The organism is Allobacillus halotolerans, assembly GCF_018967645.1.
Taxonomy (GTDB): domain Bacteria; phylum Bacillota; class Bacilli; order Bacillales; family Alkalibacillaceae; genus Allobacillus; species Allobacillus halotolerans.
This window is the reverse complement of sequence record NZ_JAHLZF010000005.1, coordinates 55,102-75,830: the sequence shown is the minus strand read 5'-3', so window position 1 is coordinate 75,830 and position 20,729 is coordinate 55,102. Positions and strand designations below refer to the sequence as shown.

Genomic DNA, 20,729 nt, shown 5'->3' with positions numbered 1-20,729 from the left:
TTAATCAATTATTGACTCCGCAATGATGGGCTTACTCGTTGGATTCTTGTCACAAAAGAAGGCAGGGTCGCTGCAAGTAAACCAGTAATCACAGCATCCTTAATGAAGAACGGCAACATCGTAAGCATGGATCCATACATGGAAATCGGCACTCCCAACACATTGTTCATCGAAAAATATAAATAAGGTGTTCCGATTAAATAGTTTACGATCAATCCACCGAAAACGGCGAAAGAATACGTAGCCAAACTATTATTGGAAGCTTTTTCAATAATCAATCCAGAGATATAGGCTACAAAAACAAATGAAATCAAAAATCCACCTGTCGGCATTGCAAGGTTGGCAATCCCCGCACTCATTTCTGCAAATACAGGCACACCGACAGCTCCGACAGCGAGATAAACGATCATCGAAAATGCGCCAAGTTTTCTACCTAACAAAATCCCGGCCAGGATCGCAAAGAAAGTTTGCAAAGTAAGCGGAACTTCTCCACCTGCGTATGTAATTTTTAAAGCAGGAACCCAATAAGCTAAGTTGGCTCCAATCATCATTAGGACGACGAAGACCGCTCCCATCGTCAAGTCGACCGTACGAAATCTTTGGTTATTCATTTCAATTACCCCTCTTTTTCTGAATCTTTTTCTTTATAATATATGAGAAGGCAAATGATTGTCAACCATAAAATAAATAGGTTAACAATAGGAAGGTAGTTTTCACGAAGAAATAAAAAAACTTCTCAAAAGCTCGAAAACTTTTGAGAAGTCATTGATTAAACTCAATACTTATCGAATACTTGCTTCCAATGCAACATCAATCATATCACTGAATGTTGTTTGACGTTCTTCCGGAGTCGTTTCTTCACCAGTTAAGATGTGATCGCTCACCGTCAATACAGAAAGTGCACGACAATCATATTTTGCCGCCAATGTGTATAGAGCTGTCGTTTCCATTTCGACACCCAGTACATTGTATTCCGCTAATTTTTCGAACAACTCCATTGCATTGTCACGATAGAAGCTATCGCTTGTAAATACGTTGCCGACACGAAGATTCAAGTTCTTTTCTTCGCCGACGTCATATGCGTTTTTCAGCAATCCAAAATCAGCTGTTGGTGCAAAGTCGATGCCACCAAAATTCATCCGGTTCATCTGAGAATCCGTTGTTGACGTTTGGGCCAGGATAACGTCGCGTACTTTGACATCTTTTTGTAAGGCTCCACAAGACCCAACGCGAATTAAATTTTTCACACCAAATTCATTAATCAACTCATTCACGTAAATCGAAATACTTGGTACACCCATTCCAGTTCCTTGAACCGAAATACGCTCACCCTTATAAGTACCTGTAAAACCTAACATACCGCGAACTTCATTATATTGCGTCACATCATCCAAAAAGTTCTCCGCAATATATTTTGCCCGAAGCGGATCTCCTGGAAGTAAAATTGTTTCAGCGATATCGCCTTTTTTTGCGCCAATATGTGCTGTGCTCATTTCATAAGTTCCTCCTTCATATGTTCTGTTTAAAAGTTATCATAAGATCAGTTAAAAGAAAAAGAAAATCCCTATGCATTCGTTCTGCATAGGGATCAATCGAGTTAAGCAAATACAACTTCTTCGATTACTTTTGTTTCCTCATGATTCAATAAATTTTTATTGACCTTATCTTCTACAGGTTTATTCATTGCGTTTTCCAGTTCATCGGTTTCTTCCTGTGCACCGACTAAATAAATTCGTTGCCAACCATTATCTTTAGCGAGTTTGTCTAATTTAGGGGCGACTTGTTTATACCATCTTTCCCGGTGTGCTTCAAAACGGTCTTTGAATTCATCTTGCTTGGATGATTTCGCTCCTGACGTTCCCATATTTCGATCGGCTAAGTGAGCTCCTTCGTGGAGACGCCAATCCTCTGTATCCAAATCCAATTCAAAAACTTTCGTGTCATTGACGCTTCCAAGGTTGGCATCAATGCATTTGATTTCTTCCTGTTGGGTTAAAATAATGCCCGTCTTCGGAAATTCCTCTTGCATCCGACGGAGCTGATCCAATTTCGCTGTTTCTTCCCAATGGAATTCATTTTCTACGGGCATTTGCAATGTTTTCGCAAACCAAACCGAATCATCCGAAGCGGCTACGATCACGACACTTTTCTTGAAATTCGGTTGTTCATCTTGTACAAATCGTTCTACTTTTTCTTTCACATTCCAGAAGTTATGCTTTTCATCGGAATCATCATCTTTTTCGAGATAGTTTTCAAAGTTTTGCATTGCATTTTTGAAATGAATTTGCCACTTACCTTTTAGATTTCCAGGGTCAGCTGGATCTGTGTTTAAATACATCGTAAATACACGATGAGGTGATTGGAGATATAGTGATTCAAGTTTCTTCAGTTCTTTATTTAAATCCATACAAGATACACTCCTTTTATAAAAACTGACTCTATAGAAGTATTTCCGTTTATAGAAGAGATTAAACGCAGGGGACAATTATACAAACAAAAGGGTAGCAGAATTTTATCAATTAAATTATAATGATGATGAATCATTTAAATATTTGGGTTACGATTCTTCGGGGCAGGGTGAAAATCCCGACCGGTGGTAACAAGTGAGTGCTTGAAGTCCACGACCCGCGCGAGCGGTTGATCCAGTGCGAATCTGGAACCGACAGTCAGAGTCTGGAGGGGAGAAGGATCTGAAACGTTAACGGCCAAAAAAGATTGCTTGATTAGGAGGTTAACGTTTGAAAGAATCAAAAGATTATATGAAACACGCTTTGGAAATGGCAAGGCTGACGATCGGCCAGACGCATCCGAATCCATCGGTTGGCGCCATAGTTGTTAAAAACGGGCGAGTGGTCGGCGTCGGAACACATATGAAGCCAGGTGAGCCGCATGCTGAAGTATTTGCACTACAGCAAGCAGGTGATGAGGCGAAGGACGCTGACATATACGTGACCTTGGAGCCTTGTGCACATTATGGGAAAACACCGCCATGTGCCAAAGCGATTATTGACGCAGGAATTAAAAAAGTTTTTGTCGCAACCTTGGATCCGAATCCGAAAGTTGCTGGAAGAGGCGTTCAATGGTTGCGCGATGAAGGTATTGACGTCGAAGTTGGTTTACATGAAGAAGATGCCATAGAGATCAATAAAGATTTCATGCACTTCATGCGAAATAAACGACCATACGTCACGATAAAAACAGCTGTTTCGCTCGATGGAAAAATGACGGCGAACAGTGGTGATAGTAAATGGATTACCGGTGAAGCGGCACGACGTGATGTTCACGAAAACCGCCACCGACATGATGCGATTTTAGTCGGAATTGAAACCGTTAAACATGACGATCCTCAATTAACAACCCGTTTGCCCCACGGAGGAATTAACCCCATACGAATCATCTTGGATACTCATCTATCCATCCCTTTTCATGCCAAAATACTCACAGATCAAGCCGTTCGCACCATCATTATTTGTGGAAATCATGCGAGCGAATCAACTGAAAAACAATTAAATGAAATAGAACATATTGATGTTTTGCGCATGCCAACAGACGAAATCGATTTAAACGATTTATTGGCACAATTAGCAGAAGATAAAATCATGAGTGTTTATGTAGAAGGTGGTTCAAAGGTCCATTCGTCATTCATACATAAACAACTTTTTGATGAGCTTCATGTTTATATGGCACCAAAGTTGATCGGTGGACCATCCAGTAAACCATTCTTTAACCAAAATGGATTTACAGAAGTAAGCCAAAGCGTAAAGCTGACGTTTGAATCGATCGAACAGATGGATGATGACTTGAAAATTATTGCCAAACCGAAACGGTAGGGGGTTATACAATGTTTACTGGAATTATTGAAGAAGTCGGTGAAATACAAACGATCAACCAAGCAAACGAGTCTCTCGAGTTGGATGTGAAAGCATCGATCGTGACAAAGGATTTGAAATTGGGTGACAGTATTTCTGTTAACGGTGTTTGTTTAACAGCGACTTCTTTTACAGATACGAATTTTACGATGGACGTTATGCCTGAGACATTTCACCATACCGCATTAAAAGATTTAAAAGTCGGTTCAAAAGTGAATCTGGAACGCGCAATGGCAGCCAATGGACGATTTGGAGGTCATTTCGTGTCAGGACACGTCGATGGCTTGGGGAAAATCATTAAACGTGAAACACGTGAGAATGCGGAATACTTTCATATTGAAGTACCTGCAAACTTAAGTAAATATATGATGATTAAAGGTTCCGTATCGATTGACGGGACATCGCTTACGATATTTGGCTTAGAAGATCATGTGTTAACCATCTCGTTAATCCCGCACACACAGGATGCAACAACCTTAACGAGCAAAGGTACAGGGGATTTAGTGAATATCGAATGCGACCAATTGTTAAAATATGTCTATCAGCTCGTACAACCGAACGAAGAACAAAAAGAAAAAGGAGTTTCCTTGGAACAGCTGCGAAAATCAGGGTTTCTTGGTTAATAGGAGGGGCAAACAATGTTTGATTCAATAGAAGAAGCAATAGAAGACCTACGCGAAGGAAAAGCTGTCATCGTTGTAGATGACGAGAATAGAGAGAACGAAGGGGACTTTGTCGCACTAGGTGAAAAAGCAACTCCCGAAATGATCAACTTCATGGCGACAGAAGGCCGTGGATTAATCTGTGCACCGATTACGAAAGAAAAAGCAGATCAACTTCAATTGAACATGATGGCTGATGTGAATACAGACAGTCACGGCACTGCATTTACCGTCAGTATCGACCATGTGGAAACAACGACTGGGATTAGTGCAGGCGAGCGGTCTAAATCCATTATGCGCTTAGCTGAAGATGATGTCGTTCCAACAGAATTTAAACGACCTGGACATATTTTTCCGTTAATCGCGAAAGAGGGAGGCGTTTTGCGTCGGGCAGGGCATACAGAAGCGGCTATTGACTTGGCGAAAATCGCTGGATCAAAACCTGTCGGCGCTATTTGCGAAATCATGAATGAAGATGGGTCGATGGCTCGTGTACCGGAACTTCGTAAATTGGCAGATGAAAAAGGATTGAAGCTGATTACGATTGAAGACTTGATTAAGTATCGTAGAAAACACGAAAAATTGATCAGTCGTGAAATCGAAATCAACTTACCAACTTCATTCGGTGATTTCAATGCGATTGCTTACACAAATGATCTGGACGGCCGTGAGCATATTGCCTTAGTGAAAGGTGATATCAACCCACATGAGCCTACGTTGGTCCGTGTGCATAGTGAATGTTTAACAGGCGACGTATTTGGCTCCCATCGTTGTGATTGTGGTCCGCAATTGGAAGCAGCCTTAAAACAGATTGAAGAAGAAGGAAAAGGTGTTCTTCTTTACATGCGCCAAGAAGGTCGAGGCATCGGCTTGTTGAATAAACTAAAAGCCTATAAGCTCCAAGAAGAAGGCTATGATACCGTTGAAGCTAACCACAAACTTGGTTTTCCAGCTGATTTACGGGATTACGGTTTAGGTGCACAAATTTTAGAAGACGTCGGTGTACGTAAAATGCGCCTACTCACCAATAATCCACGTAAGATCAAAGGACTGCACGGTTATGAACTCGAATTAGTTGAACGTGTACCACTTAAAATGGAATCAAATAAAAACAACGAAAAGTACTTGCAAACAAAACGCGATAAATTAGGTCATTTGTTTTAAGTTAAAAATGAAAACACAATGGAAAACAATAGAGGAGGAATACGAAATGAAAACATACGAAGGAAGCTTAGTCGGAACAGGACTTAAAATAGCGGTCGTTGTCGGTCGTTTCAATGAATTTATCAATGAAAGATTGTTAGACGGTGCCGTAAGTGCTTTGAAACGTCACGGTGTAGACGAAAATGATATCGAAGTTGTTTGGGTACCAGGTGCCTATGAAATCCCACTAGCAACGAAAAAACTTGCAGAAACGAATAAATATGATGCACTCGTTACGCTTGGCTCCGTCATTCGTGGCGCGACACCGCACTTCGAGTATGTAAGTGGGGAAGTATCTAGCGGCGTTGCTTCTGTCAGCAAAGAAACAGGCGTCCCGGCAATTTTCGGCGTCCTGACAACAGATACAATCGAACAAGCAATTGAGCGTGCAGGCACGAAAGCAGGAAACAAAGGGTATGATTGCGCGATTGCTGCCATTGAAATGGCGAATCTTTTAAAAGAAATAGGAAAGTAAATTGTCAAAAAGGTGAAACACTCAACTGACAACACCACATTTCCCTATGTTATACTTGAGCTAATCACATAAGTAAAAGTAGGTGCTTGTCATGCCTTTTATACAATTTCCAATATTAATGCCATTTCTTTATTTTCCTGATGATAAAACGGAATACCTACCAGCCCTATTGACGATGATTGGTTTTTTCATCGTTGCAGTATTGGCTTTCATTCTCATTAAAAAAATCTCTAAAAAACAAGAAGATAAGTTTAATGAAAGATATGGTCCGGTCATTCAAGAAAAAGAAGAGAAAGATCAAACAGATAAGAACTAATGAAACATCCACTCATAAATAGTGGGTGTTTTTTTAGTTGTAGCCGTTTAAAATCCTTACCGACTAGCCAAACTGTCAGGTGAGGTGGTAAAAAAATGAAACGAGCACTATTAATCATTTCAATGTCAGCTTTTTTAATAGGTTGCCAATCCGATCAGAAAACAATGGTAGAGACGGATATTTATAACGCAGATTCAGATATTATCGGAAAAGCAACTGTTTCAGAAGAACCGGAAGGCGTGAAAGTAAAAGTTGCGCTTGAAGGGTTAGAACCAGGCTTTCACGGGATTCATGTCCACGAATTTCCCAAATGTGAAAGTCCGAATTTCGAGTCAGCCGGAAATCACTGGACGATTGACGATTCCAAACACGGTCTAATGCACCCAGAAGGTCCACACATTGGCGATATGCCGAATATCGAAGTTGGCGGAGACGGGACGATTGCTGATTATGAATTTGTTTTATCGGAAGCAACATTAAAAGATGGAAAAGGCTCAGTTTTCTCAGATGAAGGCAAGGCACTGATCATTCACTCCGGCCAAGATGACGGCGTAAGCCAACCATCCGGAGATTCTGGTGAACGTGTTGCCTGTGCAGTCATTAAAAAAGACTCGGAGCTGCAAGAAGGCACAAACCCAGGCGAACAAGTTGAGCAAAAAGAAGAGGAAGAATCGTGAGTTTTTAACGAATACTATTATGTATTTCTGAAGCATAGAGTTTAAGCTCTATGCTTTTTTGTGTTAAAGATTCTACTTCACTAAACACGTCTGGGCTTGACCGTTCAAAAGTTGTGTCTAACTGTTCAAAGAACGTGCGTGACTGTTCAAAACGCGCGCCTAACCGTTCAAAAAGCGTGCGTGACTGTTCAAAACGCGCGCCTAACTGTTCAAAGACAGTGAGTAACCGTTCAATCCACACGGTTGACCGAGCAAAAACGCCTAACCACTCAAATGATATTTCAAGAAAGCGAATAATTTTTTGACGGGAAGAAAAGTAAAAACATCTCTATATAACCAATCTTTAAAGAGGAAAGTACCATCTATTGAACAATTGTCTGGTTTATTTTGATAATTATGATAAATTATATAGTATAGATAAAATCAATTCTTTGCTTAGATGAGAATAATCCTGGCAGTTATTTCGTGCAAAGGTATTAGAAATAGGGGGAGAGTATAGTGCAAGTAGAAGAAGCAAAAAGGGATGCAGCAATCCGAGGGAAAAAAGGAGTCTCATTTATATTAGCAGGTACGGTTATTTGGATCGTCATTACAGCAATCTTTTTGATGCCGAATTTATCATTAGAAACAAAAAATATCTTTATGCTCGTATCTACTGGAATGATGTTTCCGCTCGCTGTTGGTATATCGACGTTATTGAAAGCTGATTGGAAATTGGAAGATAATCCACTAAACATGCTCGGTCTGATCATCAATCTTGCTCAGTTTGCTTATTTTCCATTCATCTTTTGGGCGTTTGCAAAATCGCCTGAACAGGTTGTGTTATTTTTCGCTATCATAACAGCTGCGCATTTTTTCCCATACGGTTGGTACTACGAGTCAAAAGCATATTACATGATTGCACCACTTGTTGCAGTGATGATCACGGTAGTCGGTTGGACATTAGGAGCGAGCCAGCTTTGGTTAATTCCAACTGTTATGGTAGGGTCATTAATTATATTAGCGACGTGGGTTACGGTCGAGAATAGAGAATATGCTACGAAGAATGCTTAATTGAACTGTGTAACTAAGAGCTTGTTGTAGGTTTATATAAAGCTTTATATGGCGGAGTTAAGATTTCTTTTATGACAAATACGATACACGGTTCTGATTTAAAACATAATTAGAAGATTGACATAACCATGATTTAAAAGCCTGTTAAAATTTGTGCAAAAGTTTATAGAAGAAAAGAAAACCCGAACGATTTAGACGTAAATAAATCGCTCGGGTTTTCTGTTTGACTAACAATCCCTCAAAACACTTTGCTTGCACCCACAGGACATAAGACGACATCTGCGATAAATCGAAGTGTCTTCTATACCTTAGGCTGCGTGTACGCTTCTTTCATTAATAAAAGTTATATGGCATTGCAGTCCGAAAATAATAGGCTAACTCCTGCATGGGAGACATAACTTCAGCAGTCAGCAGCCAAACTTCATCAGTCAGCATTCGAACTTCAGTAGTCAGAAGCCAAACTTCATCAGTCAGCCGCCAAACTTCATCAGTCAGCATTCGAACTTCAGCAGTAAGCAACCAAACATCAGCAGTCAGTATTCGAACTTCAGCAGTCAGCAACCAAACTTCAGCAGTCAGCATTCGAACTTCATCAGTCAGCAACCAAACTTCAGTAGTCAGCATTCGAACTTCAGCAGTCAACAGCCAAACTTCATCAGTTAGCCGCCTCACCTGCATGAATTGACGCCAGGCGTCTACGTATTTCAATACCCTTTCTTAAACGCTCACTTCATTGTTATTAAACATTCATATTTGTGCCAGTCTCTTTCGTTTGAGAACTATTATTGTTACTTTACAGTTAAGTTATTCCGAAAAAGCTTCAATAATCCGATTGACTCCATCTTCCACGGTCGAACGCGGTGCTGCGATGTTCATACGCATAAACTGTTCACCTTGTTTACCGAATGTCGTGCCATCATTTAGGCCGACTTTTGCTTCTTCAATCAATATCTTCTTTAACTCATCGTGAGGGATCTCTGTTTCACGGAAATCAAGCCAGACAAGATACGTTCCTTCAGATGGTATCGTACGGATCGGCAGGCCGCTCTCATCAAACATATTTTTAACGAGGTCACGATTATTCTCTAACGTTTTATTCAGTTCTTCAAGCCATTCTTCACCAGACTCGTAAACCGTTTGCATAGCGGTATAGGCAAATGTATTCAACATGCCAATACCTTGCTTTTGAAGTTGCTTGTCGAGCTTTTCTTTTTGTTCTTCGTTTGGCGAAAGAATAAATGAACCTTGCAACCCAGCGATGTTAAACGTCTTGGAGGGAGCCATCAATGTAAAGGTCAATTCTTTCACCTTCTCATTTACTCGAATTGCAGGGAAGTGTTCAGATTGAGAGAAGACGATGTCTGCATGAATTTCATCAGAAAACAACATCACATTGTATTTTACACAAAGGTCCGTAACTTTCTTCAGTTCCTCTTCTGTCCATACTCGACCGACAGGATTATGAGGGCTACAAAGAAGAAGAGCTTTTGCTCCTGCTTTGAATAATTCTTCAAGCTCCTCGAAATTCATTTCATATCCATTGTCACCTTGCACCAACGGATTTTCGACAACTGTACGATTATGCGTTTCAATCACTGAGAAAAATGGTGGGTACACAGGTGGTTGGATGACAATCTGGTCATTCTCTTCGGTGAAAGCTTGAATCACTGCATGTAGACTAGGGATGACACCTGGACTGAAGCTTAGTAAATCCGTATCGATATTCGTTTGATGACGTCTTTTTACCCAATTTTGAATGGTATGTAATAACTCATCATTATGGATCGTATAACCATAAGCATTATGCTCCGCTCGCTTGATCAATGCATCTTTCAACGAAGGTGGTGCGGCAAAATCCATGTCTGCCACCCACATCGGTAACAAATCACTTGTGCCAAAGATTTTTTCTCTTGCATCCCATTTTGCGGAATTGGTATTTTCTCGGTCGATTCCTTGCTCGAAGATTTCTTTCATTGTAACGCCCCCTTTTTAATCTATACGTCTATCATAATTTAAAGCAAAAAAAATGGCAAAGCGGGGGAATCCACTTTGCCAAAGGGGGAATACGAGAAAGTATTACACTACTATGTATAACCATTTAAACAAAAAATAAACCACTTTTTATAAAAAAGTTTATATTTATTTTTATTTTTGATATTTCCTTATGAAAATCGGATTGAATTTGTAACGACCATGAGAATTTGACGGCACTTTTTTGATTCATTCGCCAAAGTGTGATAAAATAGTTAACTGTGTAAAAAGTTTAGAATTAGGAGTTGTATATGATGAGTAACATCCAAGAAGGACAAGTGATTGAAGGAAAAGTCACTGGAATCAAGCCATATGGCGCGTTTGTTGAAATCGACGACCAAACACAAGGTCTCGTTCATATTTCTGAGGTAACTCACGGTTTCGTAAAAGATATTAATGAGCATTTATCTGTAGGTGACAAAGTATCTGTAAAAGTTTTGAATGTTGACGAAGAGAATAATAAATACTCTCTTTCGATTCGTGCGACTCAGGACAAGCCACAAGCTCAAACACAGAAACATCAAGCACCTGTTGCACAGTCAACAGAAGAAGATTCTGGCGGCTTCAACGTGTTGAAAGATAAGCTAGAAGAATGGATCGAACAATCAAAAGAGCGCGAAAAAACATTCCGTCGCTAATATAAAAATGTGTCTTTTGTAATTTTTTCATTTACAGAGGACACTTTTTTTGATTTCATCGCGATTTTTAAACATAATAGAACCAGCAATTCATTTATGTACGTTAAGTTGAAAGGAGTTTAGGTTATGGAAAATTTTCAGTTTTATAACCCGGTACAGTTGGTCTTTGGACGTGGTCAACTTGAAAAGCTACCGAACTTAATTCCGGATGGCGTCGAGCGCGTATTAGTTGTTTACGGTGGCGGCAGCATTAAGCGAAATGGGATTTACACCAATGTCATGAAAAAACTTGAGAATTATGAAGTTTTTGAGCTAGGCGGTGTAGAACCGAACCCTCGCATTACAACTGTCAATCGTGGTGCCGATCTTTGTAAACAACATAATATCGACTTCATCTTAGCAGTTGGTGGCGGCAGCGTTATTGATTGTACGAAGTCAATTGCCGTTGGTGCTAAATATGACGGAGATGCGTGGGACTTAGTCACCCGAAAAGTGAAAGCACCAGGCGGATTGCCATTTGGAACTGTCTTGACTGCTGCTGCAACGGGCTCTGAGATGAATCGCGGCTCTGTCATTACGAACTGGGAAACGAATGAGAAGTACGGATGGGGTTCACAGTACACGTGGCCATTGTTCTCCATTCTTGACCCAGTTCATACGTATTCTGTACCGAGAGAGCAAACGGTTTATGGAATCGTCGATATGATGAGCCATATTTTAGAGGACTATTTCCATAAACCGACGAATGCACCGGTACAAGACCGGATGGCTGAAGGAATTCTTCGGACGATTATCGAAACGGCGCCGAAGTTACTTAAAAACTTGGAATCATACGAATATCGCGAAACCATTATGTATGCAGGAACCATTGCGCTTAATGGCTTCCTTCAGATGGGTTATCGAGGCGATTGGGCGACGCATAATATTGAACATGCGGTGTCAGCCGTTTATGACATCCCACACGCAGGAGGTCTGGCAATTCTCTTCCCGAATTGGATGGAGCATAACTTGAATGTTCATACGGAACGATTCAAGCAAATGGCCGTCCGTGTTCTCGGTGTCGATCCAACAGGTAAATCAGATGAACAAGTCGGTCAAGAAGGAATTGACCGTCTACGTAAGTTTTGGACAGCACTCGGTGCACCAACCCGACTTGCTGACTATGATATCGACGATTCACAATTAGACGTAATGGTCGAAAAAGCAATGGCAAACGGACCTTTCGGAAACTTCAAAACACTTCATGCAGAAGATGTGCATACTATTTTACGTCAATCCTTATAAAATTCATTAAACCAGTCGTGAGGCGTTCTACGGCTGGTTTTTTTGTGTGTTATAAATGTTTTTTCATAAAATTGGTGACATGATAACTTTTTAGCCGTATATAATAACAAACAAACTTAGAAAAGTTGGTGAACCAAAATGTATCCAATTCACTCTGGAATTGAAAATCAAGTTTATGACTATAAAGATTTATCTTATATCTTGTTTCGTTTAGGTTTTGAAAACGAGGACATTGAATTCGAGAAGGGATCGATTGATTACCCGTTAAATCAGCCACATGGCGGTCGTGCATTTTTGCGTATTCCGATCTACATTGAAATCGGCCACTTTAACGAACCTGAAGCGAAAGTTCGAATCGCCAAACCATATATTCTATCTCAGTCTTTTGAAGAAGGATTGGCTGAAGAAGGGCTTTCAGTAAATCTTTCCTCTACTGTGACGAGAACAGAAGCTGACTCAGTCTTACATCCGGCGCTAATGGAAGAAGCAGAACGAGTAATTGAACAAGTCGAAAAAGCATTGCTACAATAAATCAATCCATATAAATTCCTTGGTCGCCTGCTTGGATTTTTTCGTCTGGATCCGGATTAATGATTCGTTCTTCCTCACGCACCAACCCAAGCAGGAGCTTACCATCCTTCTGTAATTGGTGTGTAAGCTCAATAATCGTGTGACCTTGCCATTTTTCCGAGATGTCTTGTAGATGTAGCTTTTGCGTGGACAACACGGAAGCTAAGTAATCAAATGTTTTTGCATGTCCGGACCCAACCAGCTCTTGATAAATGAGTAAGCTAGTCGTCTCGTTTGTACAAATGACTTCCGTCGCTCCAGCACGTAATACATTATTTTTTTGTTGCTCAGTCAACACTTCTGAAAAAATTGGGATTTCTCTGTGTATGCCGCGTGCTGTAATCGTCAACAAGGTCGAACGGTAATCTGCTTCCACTTCTTTCAATGACTGATCAGCAGTAATAATAATTTTTTCCGCTTCATCGATATTCGCCTGCTGCCACGTTTCATCAACCGTTGGGTCACCTTTAATAAAATGAACGAAGGTGAGCGGTAAAGGGTTTGAGCGACACGTTCGGTCAACGAGCACAATAGATGGTGGCTTTGTGTTGTTTTCCTGAAACAAATGAATGAGCCTACGCGTTCGCTCATTCCACCCAACGATAATGATGTGCCCCTTCCCTTGATAAGCAACCTGGCCCTGATGAAACTCCCTTTCTTTTTTCTGCGTTTGATTCGAAACAGCAACCATATAGTAGGCCACCAACCCTCCACCTAATAAAATCATGACCATTGTCAAAAACCTACCGAGCATTGTCACAGGTGCATAATCTCCATAGCCGATCGTCGTCCCTGTAATGAATGCCCACCAGATTCCTTCAAAAATCGTATTGAATTGCTGCGGTTCTACTAAATAAATAACCGTTCCAAACAAAAGCAAAAAAGATAGAACCGTAATAACCAATCGAAACAATGTCGGTAACTGAAAATATGTCCGTAGCAACTGTTGAAACATAGTAAACCACCTTTGTATGTAGCGACTCACGGATATTTTAACCAGATTGCTATGAAATTATTAAAAAAGACTGAGCTGATTGTTGATAAAAGTGGTCTAACTGTCGATAAAAGAGTGCTGACTGTTGATACGAGTGCTCTGACTGTCGATAAAGTCGTTGTAACTGTTGATACGGGTGCTCTAACTGTTGATAAAGGTGTTGTAACTGTTGATACGGTCGCTCTGACTGTCGATAAAAGCGTTGTAACTGTTGAAACGAGCGCTCCGACTGTCGATAAAAGCGTTGTAACTGTTGATAGGAGCGCTCTGACTGTCGATAAAGGCGTTGTAACTGTTGATAGAAGCACTCTAATAACCGTATTAGAATAAAAAGCAGTACATATTAAATGCTATGTTATATTTATTGCTGATAAGTTTGTCGATTGTGAAGTTGGTTGAAATTTTTGTGGTATATTTGGAAAAATGGAAGTTATCCTATGATAAGTGTTAGAACTTTGTGGAAACTTATACTTAAACGGACGGGGCTGTTGTGAAATCAGGGCAGGATAGAGTAGACGATGAAAATATATTAAGAAAAAAGTCAATGTGTACAAACATTCATTTCGTGGTATAATGAACATAGAAGGATTATAAGTGCATAAACTAATAAAGACCGCCCATGCTGGTACATGGAGCGGTCGAAATAGACCGAACCCCATCAGAGGGGCTAGGCAGCAAAAGGAAAAAGTAATCCCTCAGCACCGCTCAAACGCATTGGAGGGGTTATTTTTTTTGGTTTTTGTCAGACATAATAAACGCCACCAACATCCCGAAGGATATCATCAGCGTTAATGCACTAACAATGTCCATAGGCGAGCACCTCCCTCCCCGGGAAGTCTCCCGACGAAGACTAACGGCAGATCAACAGTGCTACCTAACCCCTCATGCGAAGCCAGTCTATTTTATTTTATTGTAATATATCGCTACCATTTATACTGAATACTGACACAATTTTTATTTTATATAAACTGATTAATAGTTTTTCGAAAATAGCAAAAAAATTTCCGTAAAATGTGAAATGGTGCACTTAAGTAAATGTGGCTTTAGTTAGCAATCAATACAAAACGCTTGGATAGAGTTTTATTTCTAACCAAGCGTTTTTGTGCATTCATTCAAGTATTATTTCATCTCAGTTTTTTTCCATGGTAAGTCAACTACTTGCCTAAAAGGTGAGCTGCTTTTCAAATAAATTTTTATTCCGCTTCCGAAACCACCGTGCGTGCAGTTGGCACAGCTTTCAAGCGTTCAACCGGGATTTCTTTACCGGTTTCTTCGCAAATACCGTATGTGCCTGTATCCATTTTTTCTAATGCATGATTGACTTCTTCTAATTGCTGTCGATCACGGTGATAAATTGTCATATCTTTTTCTCGTTCAAAAAGCTCAGTCCCTTGATCGCCAGGGTGCGTTTCGTCAAAGGAGTTCAGTTCTCCAACGGAACCTTCCATCAAGTCCTCTTGGTTTAAATAGCGTTCGATTCGCTCTTCCAAGTCACGTTTTTCATCTTCAAGTTTATTTTTTATTTCTTTCAAATCTTGCTTGTCCATAAGATGAATCACTCCTGATTTGTTATTTTGCCACCACTCCAATTGTGCAACGTGATAAACAAATCAACCGGTCGTTTTCGTCCTTGATTTCAATTTCCCATACCATCGTCGTTCGTCCAATATGTCTTGGTGTCGCATAAGCATAAATGGTTCCATCACGTTTGCTTTTGATGTGGTTGGCATTAATTTCAATTCCAAAGACATTATATTTTTCCGAATCGACATTGAGAAAACCACCGAGACTTGCGGCGGATTCAGCTAAAGCGACAGAGGCTCCTCCATGCAAGTAGCCCATTGGTTGATGAACAGTAGGTGTGACAGGCATGGATAAAACCACTTTTTCTTTTGTTCCTTCTAATACCTCAATTCCCAACGTTTCAAACAATGTACCCTCTAAATTCATTTACAGTAACCCCTCTCAATTTTCCCTTTTTTCAAGAACTTATTCGATTAGAGTGTAAAAACATGAGCAAGCAAGAAAGATAATCCATATAACAAACCATAAAACGTATTCGTCTGCGCGGTATATTTCATCGCCGGCATCATTTCAAGAGGTGTCTCATTCTCTTTAAACGTTTTCACGGCATCATATGCTTTTTTCACACTGAGAAAGACAATCAGACCCCAGATTGGCATCATGCCGATCGCCATAAAAATAATGGCGCATAAGTAGGCGACGATGAAAAACCCAGCAAGTACGCGAATCGCATTGTCACGGCCGACTAAAATCGCAAGCGTCTTCCGGCCGTGTTTTTTGTCGCCTTCCAAGTCACGAATATTATTGGAAAGCAAAATCGCTCCAATCAATACAGCAATCGGAATCGTCAATAGAAGTAACTCTCCGGTCACAACTTCGGTTTGAATGTAAAAACTAATGCCGATAATAACAGTACCCATAAAAAATCCGGAGAAAATTTCACCGAACGGCGTATAGGCAATCGGTATTGGACCGCCAGTATATAAGTAACCGAATAACATACTGACCGAGCCGATGACGGCAATCCAGAACGTCGTTTCTAAACAGATGTAAAAACCTAATAAAACGGCGATTCCATAAAAAATAAAGGCCAAATTCCGAACTCGCTCTGGTGAAACGCCGTCACGAACAATTGTCCCGCCGATTCCGACGGACTGATCGTTATCGAGTCCTTTTTTAAAATCATAATATTCATTAAACATATTGGTTGCCGCTTGGATTAGCATCGATGCTAGTAACATGGCAATAAACAAACCAAAATGTAGTCCCGTTTCCAAGCTGGCAATCATCGTGCCAATAAAAACAGGTGCAAATGAAGCCGTCAATGTATGTGGTCGAATCATCCGCCACCACACTTGAAAGCCCGATTTTTCTTGAAGTGCATCTCGGATGGATTTATCGCTGGACATGAAACAATTCCCTCTCTCCCAAATAATACGTTGATTAATCTAAAATAAGTTTAGAGAATGCCTACTTGGATGTCAATGTGAACAACTTTCGAAACTTGATTGAAGCTTAATTGAAAGGCTATGTTAAAACCACACACGTCCTATGGGTAACATCGTTCTGCCGATAAACCATATGAAGCCGCCGATAAATCAGGAGAACCCGTCGATAAATTGAGCAAAGCCGTCGATAAACCAGGAGAACCCGTCGATAAATTGAGCAAAGCCGTCGAAAAACCGTTTGAAGCCGCCGAAAAACGGATCGAAGCCGTCGAAAAACCGGGCAAAGCTGCCGAAAACCGGAGCGCAGCCGTCGAAAAATCGTGTGAAGCCGTCGAAAACCGGATCGAAGCCGTCGAAAAATAGAGAAAAGCCATCGATAAAACGTGAAGAAATCAATATTGAATCATCAACAACGAATCTTAACAAAGCAATTTGAAAAGAAGTCGTTATAATATTTTTCCCATTGATTTTGAACCACGAATACAGTAAACTAAACCGAATCACGAAGACATAAAGGAAGTGAACAGATGAACGGACAAGAACGCAAAAACATTCAGCCAGGTATAGAGGTTGATATTGTTCTAAAACAAGATCAACGAACTGGAAAAACGACGCGTGGAATTGTAAAAGACATATTGACCAAGTCAGCCCAACACCCACACGGAATTAAAGTTCGACTACAAGACGGACAAGTTGGCCGAGTGAAAAACATCATCGGTGAATAAGTAAAAACAAGGAAATTCCTCTCTTCATTTCCTCAGCCTCCCAACCTTCACTTCGGTGCTTATTCTTGTCCACATCCGCAAAAAGACTTACAATATAGGGTGGACCGTTTTTAATGAGAATAGGTGGAGGAATATGCATGATTCAAATTGAGAAAACATCCGTGCATGACCAATTAAATCAAGCAACGGCTTATATAACGAACCGTAAACAAATTGAGGTATCCCTTGTGGAACCGATCGAACATATATCTGCCCTGCAGTTTTTCAAGAAAACGAAAAACTTAGGGGACCGAATGTTTTGGCAAAATCCGACTGGCGATATGAAAATCGCGGGTGTCGGTGCACATAAACGATTGACCCCCGAAAAAGGTGAGGACCGTTTCCAGTCCATTCGAAAGCAATGGGAAGCGTATTTGGAGAATTGCTTGCTTCCTGAAGCGGGCGAAGCTGGAACAGGTCCCATTTTATTTGGCGGCTTTTCATTTATGGATCACATCAATCAAACAGACGACACGTGGAAAGCATTCGCTTCTGGTGAGATGATTTTAGCGAAATGGATGCTGACAGAACAAGACGGTCAGACATACTTAACGCACCATACGACGATTGATGCGACAACGAATGTAAATGAAATCGCAAACCGTTTTACCGAAATGAAAAAGGTGCTGAGCAAGCCATCCATTGAGGTAACCTTACCGACGGTGCAATCGATGCATGATCAATTTACGTATGAACACTGGGAAAACTTATTGAATGAAGCAATCGATGCCATTCGTGAACAAGCACTTGAAAAAGTCGTATTGGCGAGAAAAACAGACGTTTTATTCGATCACGAAATTCCACTTGCTGAAGTCATTGAACGAATGATCGATAAGCAGACGAATAGCTATGTATTTGTCATTGAGCAGGAGGACGACGCATTTATCGGTGCAACACCGGAACGACTCGTTCAAGTAAAAGGAAATGAATTGTTATCGGCCTGCCTTGCTGGGACAACCGCTCGAGGAAAGACAGAGGAAGATGATGAAATGCTCGCATGGCAGCTGTTAAACGATGAGAAAAATCGTGAAGAGCATGACTATGTCGTGCAAATGATCAAGCAGTCGGTCGCTCCTTATGTCGAAAGCTTTGATATTCCCGACGCACCCGTCATTTATCCATTGAAATCGTTGCAACACCTTTTTACACCAGTGACAGCTACATTGAAAAGCGATGCAACGATTTTGGATTTGGTGAAACAATTACACCCCACACCGGCATTAGGTGGAGAACCGCGTGACAAAGCCCTTCAATTTATCGATGAAAAAGAACCGTTTGATCGTGGTTGGTACGCGGGCCCAATCGGTTGGTTGGATGCAAATTTCGACGGAGAATTCGCCGTCGCGATTCGTTCGGGACTCATTACTGAAAATCAAGCTACGTTATTCGCAGGTTGTGGTGTCGTAAAAGATTCTGACCCACGAGCGGAATACGAAGAAACACGGATCAAGTTTACACCAATGCTTGATGCTTTGGGAGGTACGCAGTAAATGAATATGGGAGAAGCGTCTAGATATTTAACCAACTTTGTCGATGAGTTAGCCCAAAACGGAATGGAACATGTCGTCATTTCGCCGGGCTCTCGCTCGACTCCCTTAGCATTGACCTTTACCGAGCACCCAACCATTCAGGAGTGGGTGCATTTTGATGAACGCTCATCTGCATTCTTTGCCTTAGGGATGGCGAAATCAAAACAAAAACCCGTCGCATTAGTCTGTACATCTGGAACGGCTGCGGCGAACTATTACCCGGCCATCGTCGAAGCGTATTATAGCCGTGTACCCTTAATCGTCTTAACAGCGGACCGTCCGCATGAACTTCGCGATAACGGGGCACCGCAAGCAATTGATCAAATCAAAATGTATGGCGACTACGTAAAACATTTCCACGAAATGGCAATTCCAGAAGCAAACCCATCGCTCGTAGCGTATGCGAGACGCCAAGCAGCAAGAGCATATAGCCAAGCGGAAGCGACCCAACCAGGTGCTGTTCAGTTGAACTTTCCTTTTAGAGATCCGCTTATTCCGGATTTCACATTGGAAAATCTTTGGGGCAATGCATCGGGCAAATATGTGACAGGAATCACCGGACATGAACAGCTACATCCAAGTCAGACCGAAACATTGATCGATCAACTAAAAGATTTATCAAAAGGCATCATCGTTTGTGGAGAATTGCCGGGTGATACAGACGTTGAAGCCATCCACCAATTGGCAGAACAATGGAACATCCCTATTTTCGCGGACGTATTATCGCATGTTCGTCACGGAAATAACGGAAACGCAAAAGTGATTTCAACGTATGATGCCATTTTGAAAGATGAAGAATTCGGGCGCAGCTTTGAGCCAGATTTTATCCTTCGCTTCGGTGCGATGCCTGTATCAAAGCCTTATTTGAAATGGATTCAAGCGATTCCACTGAAACACCATATCGTCGTTGATCAAGCGAGCGGATACCGTGAACCGGCAAGCTTGGAAACGACGATGGTCTACAGTGAACCAAATGAACTCGTTCAACAAATGTTGAAATCACCTGTGCAGCCAACCGGTGACCCGGCATGGTTAGACACGTGGACAAAAATGGATGAAGCAGCGATGAAAGAGATTCACGAATCGGTTGATGGGGAACAGTTAACCGAAGGCAAAGTCGCATATGAATTAACCGAAGCGGCTACTACCGGAGACGTTATTTTCGTCGGTAACAGCATGCCAATCCGTGACTTAGATACATTCTCACTCACCAAAAAAGAAAAAATCCGCATCCATGGAAACCGTGGAGCGAACGGCATTGACGGATTAATTTCAACAGCGACTGGATTTGCAGCGACAGGGAGAGCCGTAACCCTATTTCTTGGCGACCTATCCTTTTTACATGACTACACGGCATTATTTATCGCAAGAAAATATGAACTGAATCTACGTGTTGTCGTCGTCAACAACAACGGAGGCGGGATCTTCTCTTTCTTGCCACAAAACAGTGAAGCAGATCATTTTGAAACATTGTTCGGCACGCCATTTAACCCGCCGATCAAAGCATTGGCTGAAGCGGTCGGCTATCACTATCACCAACCGACCAGATCCAAAGAATTACAACAGCTGCTGGAACAGCCAATTACGGGAATGGAAATCATCGAAGTCGTAACAGAGCGTGATGAAAACAAACAACATCACCGAGCGTTATGGCAACGCATTGCAGAAAGTATCAGTAAAGAAGGTTGATTG

25 protein-coding genes and 1 riboswitch are annotated in these 20,729 nt (G+C 41.2%); of the genes, 15 read left to right on the top strand and 10 right to left on the bottom strand.

Annotation, left to right across the window (positions count from 1 at the left end):
- Positions 1–8: 8 nt before the first annotated feature.
- The 3 genes from KQ486_RS05060 to KQ486_RS05050 form a co-directional block, all read right to left on the bottom strand.
- Entirely contained in the window at positions 9–611 is a 603-nt protein-coding gene (locus KQ486_RS05060; protein WP_144163746.1) for a biotin transporter BioY, read from the bottom strand.
- 171 nt (positions 612–782) lie between these two features.
- The gene (deoD, locus tag KQ486_RS05055; RefSeq protein ID WP_144163745.1) at positions 783–1,493 is read right to left on the bottom strand and encodes a purine-nucleoside phosphorylase; all 711 of its coding nucleotides are present in this window, start codon (positions 1,491–1,493) and stop codon (positions 783–785) included.
- A 104-nt stretch (positions 1,494–1,597) separates the two neighbouring features.
- Positions 1,598–2,407, bottom strand: coding sequence for a VLRF1 family aeRF1-type release factor (locus tag KQ486_RS05050; RefSeq protein ID WP_216686965.1), 810 nt, complete (start codon positions 2,405–2,407; stop codon positions 1,598–1,600).
- 152 nt (positions 2,408–2,559) lie between these two features.
- Positions 2,560–2,693: riboswitch (FMN riboswitch) on the top strand.
- Positions 2,694–2,738: 45 nt separating this feature from the next.
- Between KQ486_RS05050 and ribD the strand changes: the two genes are divergently transcribed.
- From ribD to KQ486_RS05020, 6 genes are all read left to right on the top strand, one after another.
- Positions 2,739–3,830, top strand: a complete 1,092-nt coding sequence (gene ribD, locus KQ486_RS05045) for a bifunctional diaminohydroxyphosphoribosylaminopyrimidine deaminase/5-amino-6-(5-phosphoribosylamino)uracil reductase RibD (protein ID WP_246569197.1) — start codon at positions 2,739–2,741, stop codon at positions 3,828–3,830.
- Positions 3,831–3,841: 11 nt separating this feature from the next.
- Positions 3,842–4,492: a riboflavin synthase gene (ribE, locus tag KQ486_RS05040; RefSeq protein ID WP_144163742.1), complete on the top strand. Its 651-nt coding sequence runs from the start codon at positions 3,842–3,844 to the stop codon at positions 4,490–4,492.
- A 15-nt stretch (positions 4,493–4,507) separates the two neighbouring features.
- Positions 4,508–5,695: a bifunctional 3,4-dihydroxy-2-butanone-4-phosphate synthase/GTP cyclohydrolase II gene (locus tag KQ486_RS05035; RefSeq protein ID WP_144163741.1), complete on the top strand. Its 1,188-nt coding sequence runs from the start codon at positions 4,508–4,510 to the stop codon at positions 5,693–5,695.
- A 46-nt stretch (positions 5,696–5,741) separates the two neighbouring features.
- The gene (gene ribH / locus KQ486_RS05030; protein ID WP_216686964.1) at positions 5,742–6,209 is read left to right on the top strand and encodes a 6,7-dimethyl-8-ribityllumazine synthase; all 468 of its coding nucleotides are present in this window, start codon (positions 5,742–5,744) and stop codon (positions 6,207–6,209) included.
- A 91-nt stretch (positions 6,210–6,300) separates the two neighbouring features.
- A complete protein-coding gene (locus KQ486_RS05025; protein WP_144163739.1) occupies positions 6,301–6,525 on the top strand; it encodes a hypothetical protein in 225 nt (74 codons plus the stop codon).
- A gap of 95 nt (positions 6,526–6,620) precedes the next feature.
- On the top strand, positions 6,621–7,202 hold the full coding sequence (locus KQ486_RS05020; RefSeq protein WP_216686963.1) for a superoxide dismutase family protein: 582 nt from the start codon (positions 6,621–6,623) through the stop codon (positions 7,200–7,202).
- A gap of 4 nt (positions 7,203–7,206) precedes the next feature.
- On the opposite strand, the gene KQ486_RS05015 is transcribed toward KQ486_RS05020, so the two are convergent.
- Positions 7,207–7,443 (bottom strand): hypothetical protein, encoded by a 237-nt coding sequence (locus KQ486_RS05015; protein ID WP_216686962.1) that lies wholly within the window; start codon positions 7,441–7,443, stop codon positions 7,207–7,209.
- 257 nt (positions 7,444–7,700) lie between these two features.
- Here KQ486_RS05015 and KQ486_RS05010 point away from each other — a divergent pair, with 257 nt between their 5' ends.
- A complete protein-coding gene (locus KQ486_RS05010; RefSeq protein ID WP_216686961.1) occupies positions 7,701–8,255 on the top strand; it encodes a DUF7010 family protein in 555 nt (184 codons plus the stop codon).
- Between the two features lie 333 nt (positions 8,256–8,588).
- On the opposite strand, the gene KQ486_RS05005 is transcribed toward KQ486_RS05010, so the two are convergent.
- Entirely contained in the window at positions 8,589–8,963 is a 375-nt protein-coding gene (locus tag KQ486_RS05005) for a hypothetical protein (protein ID WP_216686960.1), read from the bottom strand.
- A gap of 96 nt (positions 8,964–9,059) precedes the next feature.
- On the bottom strand, positions 9,060–10,229 hold the full coding sequence (locus KQ486_RS05000) for a MalY/PatB family protein (RefSeq protein WP_216686959.1): 1,170 nt from the start codon (positions 10,227–10,229) through the stop codon (positions 9,060–9,062).
- A 308-nt stretch (positions 10,230–10,537) separates the two neighbouring features.
- Here KQ486_RS05000 and yugI point away from each other — a divergent pair, with 308 nt between their 5' ends.
- The 3 genes from yugI to KQ486_RS04985 all read left to right on the top strand — a co-directional run bounded on the left by yugI (position 10,538) and on the right by KQ486_RS04985 (position 12,739).
- Entirely contained in the window at positions 10,538–10,924 is a 387-nt protein-coding gene (gene yugI, locus KQ486_RS04995) for a S1 domain-containing post-transcriptional regulator GSP13 (protein WP_144163451.1), read from the top strand.
- 126 nt (positions 10,925–11,050) lie between these two features.
- Complete coding sequence (locus KQ486_RS04990) at positions 11,051–12,208, top strand: iron-containing alcohol dehydrogenase (protein WP_144163450.1); 1,158 nt, start codon at positions 11,051–11,053, stop codon at positions 12,206–12,208.
- 138 nt (positions 12,209–12,346) lie between these two features.
- Positions 12,347–12,739 (top strand): YugN family protein, encoded by a 393-nt coding sequence (locus tag KQ486_RS04985; RefSeq protein ID WP_216686958.1) that lies wholly within the window; start codon positions 12,347–12,349, stop codon positions 12,737–12,739.
- A 1-nt stretch (position 12,740) separates the two neighbouring features.
- On the opposite strand, the gene KQ486_RS04980 is transcribed toward KQ486_RS04985, so the two are convergent.
- Positions 12,741–13,763, bottom strand: coding sequence for a potassium channel family protein (locus KQ486_RS04980; protein ID WP_274236140.1), 1,023 nt, complete (start codon positions 13,761–13,763; stop codon positions 12,741–12,743).
- Between the two features lie 21 nt (positions 13,764–13,784).
- Between KQ486_RS04980 and KQ486_RS04975 the strand changes: the two genes are divergently transcribed.
- Positions 13,785–14,102, top strand: coding sequence for a hypothetical protein (locus tag KQ486_RS04975; protein WP_216686956.1), 318 nt, complete (start codon positions 13,785–13,787; stop codon positions 14,100–14,102).
- Between the two features lie 863 nt (positions 14,103–14,965).
- On the opposite strand, the gene KQ486_RS04970 is transcribed toward KQ486_RS04975, so the two are convergent.
- Genes KQ486_RS04970 through KQ486_RS04960 form a run of 3 tightly spaced genes read right to left on the bottom strand, consistent with a single transcriptional unit; the run spans position 14,966 to position 16,705 of the window.
- Complete coding sequence (locus KQ486_RS04970; RefSeq protein ID WP_216686955.1) at positions 14,966–15,319, bottom strand: TraR/DksA C4-type zinc finger protein; 354 nt, start codon at positions 15,317–15,319, stop codon at positions 14,966–14,968.
- 22 nt (positions 15,320–15,341) lie between these two features.
- Entirely contained in the window at positions 15,342–15,722 is a 381-nt protein-coding gene (locus KQ486_RS04965) for a hotdog fold thioesterase (protein ID WP_216686954.1), read from the bottom strand.
- 47 nt (positions 15,723–15,769) lie between these two features.
- Complete coding sequence (locus KQ486_RS04960) at positions 15,770–16,705, bottom strand: 1,4-dihydroxy-2-naphthoate polyprenyltransferase (protein ID WP_216686953.1); 936 nt, start codon at positions 16,703–16,705, stop codon at positions 15,770–15,772.
- Positions 16,706–16,915: 210 nt separating this feature from the next.
- Between KQ486_RS04960 and KQ486_RS04955 the strand changes: the two genes are divergently transcribed.
- The 4 genes from KQ486_RS04955 (at position 16,916) to menD (ending at position 20,726) form a co-directional block, all read left to right on the top strand.
- On the top strand, positions 16,916–17,107 hold the full coding sequence (locus KQ486_RS04955) for a hypothetical protein (protein ID WP_216686952.1): 192 nt from the start codon (positions 16,916–16,918) through the stop codon (positions 17,105–17,107).
- Between the two features lie 164 nt (positions 17,108–17,271).
- The gene (locus KQ486_RS04950; RefSeq protein ID WP_144163442.1) at positions 17,272–17,469 is read left to right on the top strand and encodes a YwbE family protein; all 198 of its coding nucleotides are present in this window, start codon (positions 17,272–17,274) and stop codon (positions 17,467–17,469) included.
- A 137-nt stretch (positions 17,470–17,606) separates the two neighbouring features.
- On the top strand, positions 17,607–18,998 hold the full coding sequence (locus KQ486_RS04945; RefSeq protein WP_216686951.1) for an isochorismate synthase: 1,392 nt from the start codon (positions 17,607–17,609) through the stop codon (positions 18,996–18,998).
- Entirely contained in the window at positions 18,999–20,726 is a 1,728-nt protein-coding gene (gene menD / locus KQ486_RS04940) for a 2-succinyl-5-enolpyruvyl-6-hydroxy-3-cyclohexene-1-carboxylic-acid synthase (RefSeq protein WP_216686950.1), read from the top strand.
- Positions 20,727–20,729 lie beyond the last annotated feature (3 nt).

Excerpts from the sequence above, each read along its gene's own strand:
- KQ486_RS04960 (WP_216686953.1), bottom strand. The coding sequence starts at position 16,705 with ATGTCCAGCGATAAATCCATCCGAGATGCACTTCAAGAAAAATCGGGC.
- ribH (WP_216686964.1), top strand. The coding sequence starts at position 5,742 with ATGAAAACATACGAAGGAAGCTTAGTCGGAACAGGACTTAAAATAGCG.
- ribE (WP_144163742.1), top strand. The coding sequence starts at position 3,842 with ATGTTTACTGGAATTATTGAAGAAGTCGGTGAAATACAAACGATCAAC.
- KQ486_RS04990 (WP_144163450.1), top strand. The coding sequence starts at position 11,051 with ATGGAAAATTTTCAGTTTTATAACCCGGTACAGTTGGTCTTTGGACGT.
- KQ486_RS04965 (WP_216686954.1), bottom strand. The coding sequence starts at position 15,722 with ATGAATTTAGAGGGTACATTGTTTGAAACGTTGGGAATTGAGGTATTA.
- KQ486_RS05025 (WP_144163739.1), top strand. The coding sequence starts at position 6,301 with ATGCCTTTTATACAATTTCCAATATTAATGCCATTTCTTTATTTTCCT.
- KQ486_RS04975 (WP_216686956.1), top strand. The coding sequence starts at position 13,785 with ATGAAATTATTAAAAAAGACTGAGCTGATTGTTGATAAAAGTGGTCTA.
- KQ486_RS04985 (WP_216686958.1), top strand. The coding sequence starts at position 12,347 with ATGTATCCAATTCACTCTGGAATTGAAAATCAAGTTTATGACTATAAA.
- KQ486_RS05035 (WP_144163741.1), top strand. The coding sequence starts at position 4,508 with ATGTTTGATTCAATAGAAGAAGCAATAGAAGACCTACGCGAAGGAAAA.
- menD (WP_216686950.1), top strand. The coding sequence starts at position 18,999 with ATGAATATGGGAGAAGCGTCTAGATATTTAACCAACTTTGTCGATGAG.
- KQ486_RS05060 (WP_144163746.1), bottom strand. The coding sequence starts at position 611 with ATGAATAACCAAAGATTTCGTACGGTCGACTTGACGATGGGAGCGGTC.
- KQ486_RS04945 (WP_216686951.1), top strand. The coding sequence starts at position 17,607 with ATGATTCAAATTGAGAAAACATCCGTGCATGACCAATTAAATCAAGCA.
- deoD (WP_144163745.1), bottom strand. The coding sequence starts at position 1,493 with ATGAGCACAGCACATATTGGCGCAAAAAAAGGCGATATCGCTGAAACA.
- KQ486_RS04970 (WP_216686955.1), bottom strand. The coding sequence starts at position 15,319 with ATGGACAAGCAAGATTTGAAAGAAATAAAAAATAAACTTGAAGATGAA.
- KQ486_RS05020 (WP_216686963.1), top strand. The coding sequence starts at position 6,621 with ATGAAACGAGCACTATTAATCATTTCAATGTCAGCTTTTTTAATAGGT.
- KQ486_RS04950 (WP_144163442.1), top strand. The coding sequence starts at position 17,272 with ATGAACGGACAAGAACGCAAAAACATTCAGCCAGGTATAGAGGTTGAT.
- KQ486_RS05050 (WP_216686965.1), bottom strand. The coding sequence starts at position 2,407 with ATGGATTTAAATAAAGAACTGAAGAAACTTGAATCACTATATCTCCAA.
- KQ486_RS05000 (WP_216686959.1), bottom strand. The coding sequence starts at position 10,229 with ATGAAAGAAATCTTCGAGCAAGGAATCGACCGAGAAAATACCAATTCC.
- yugI (WP_144163451.1), top strand. The coding sequence starts at position 10,538 with ATGATGAGTAACATCCAAGAAGGACAAGTGATTGAAGGAAAAGTCACT.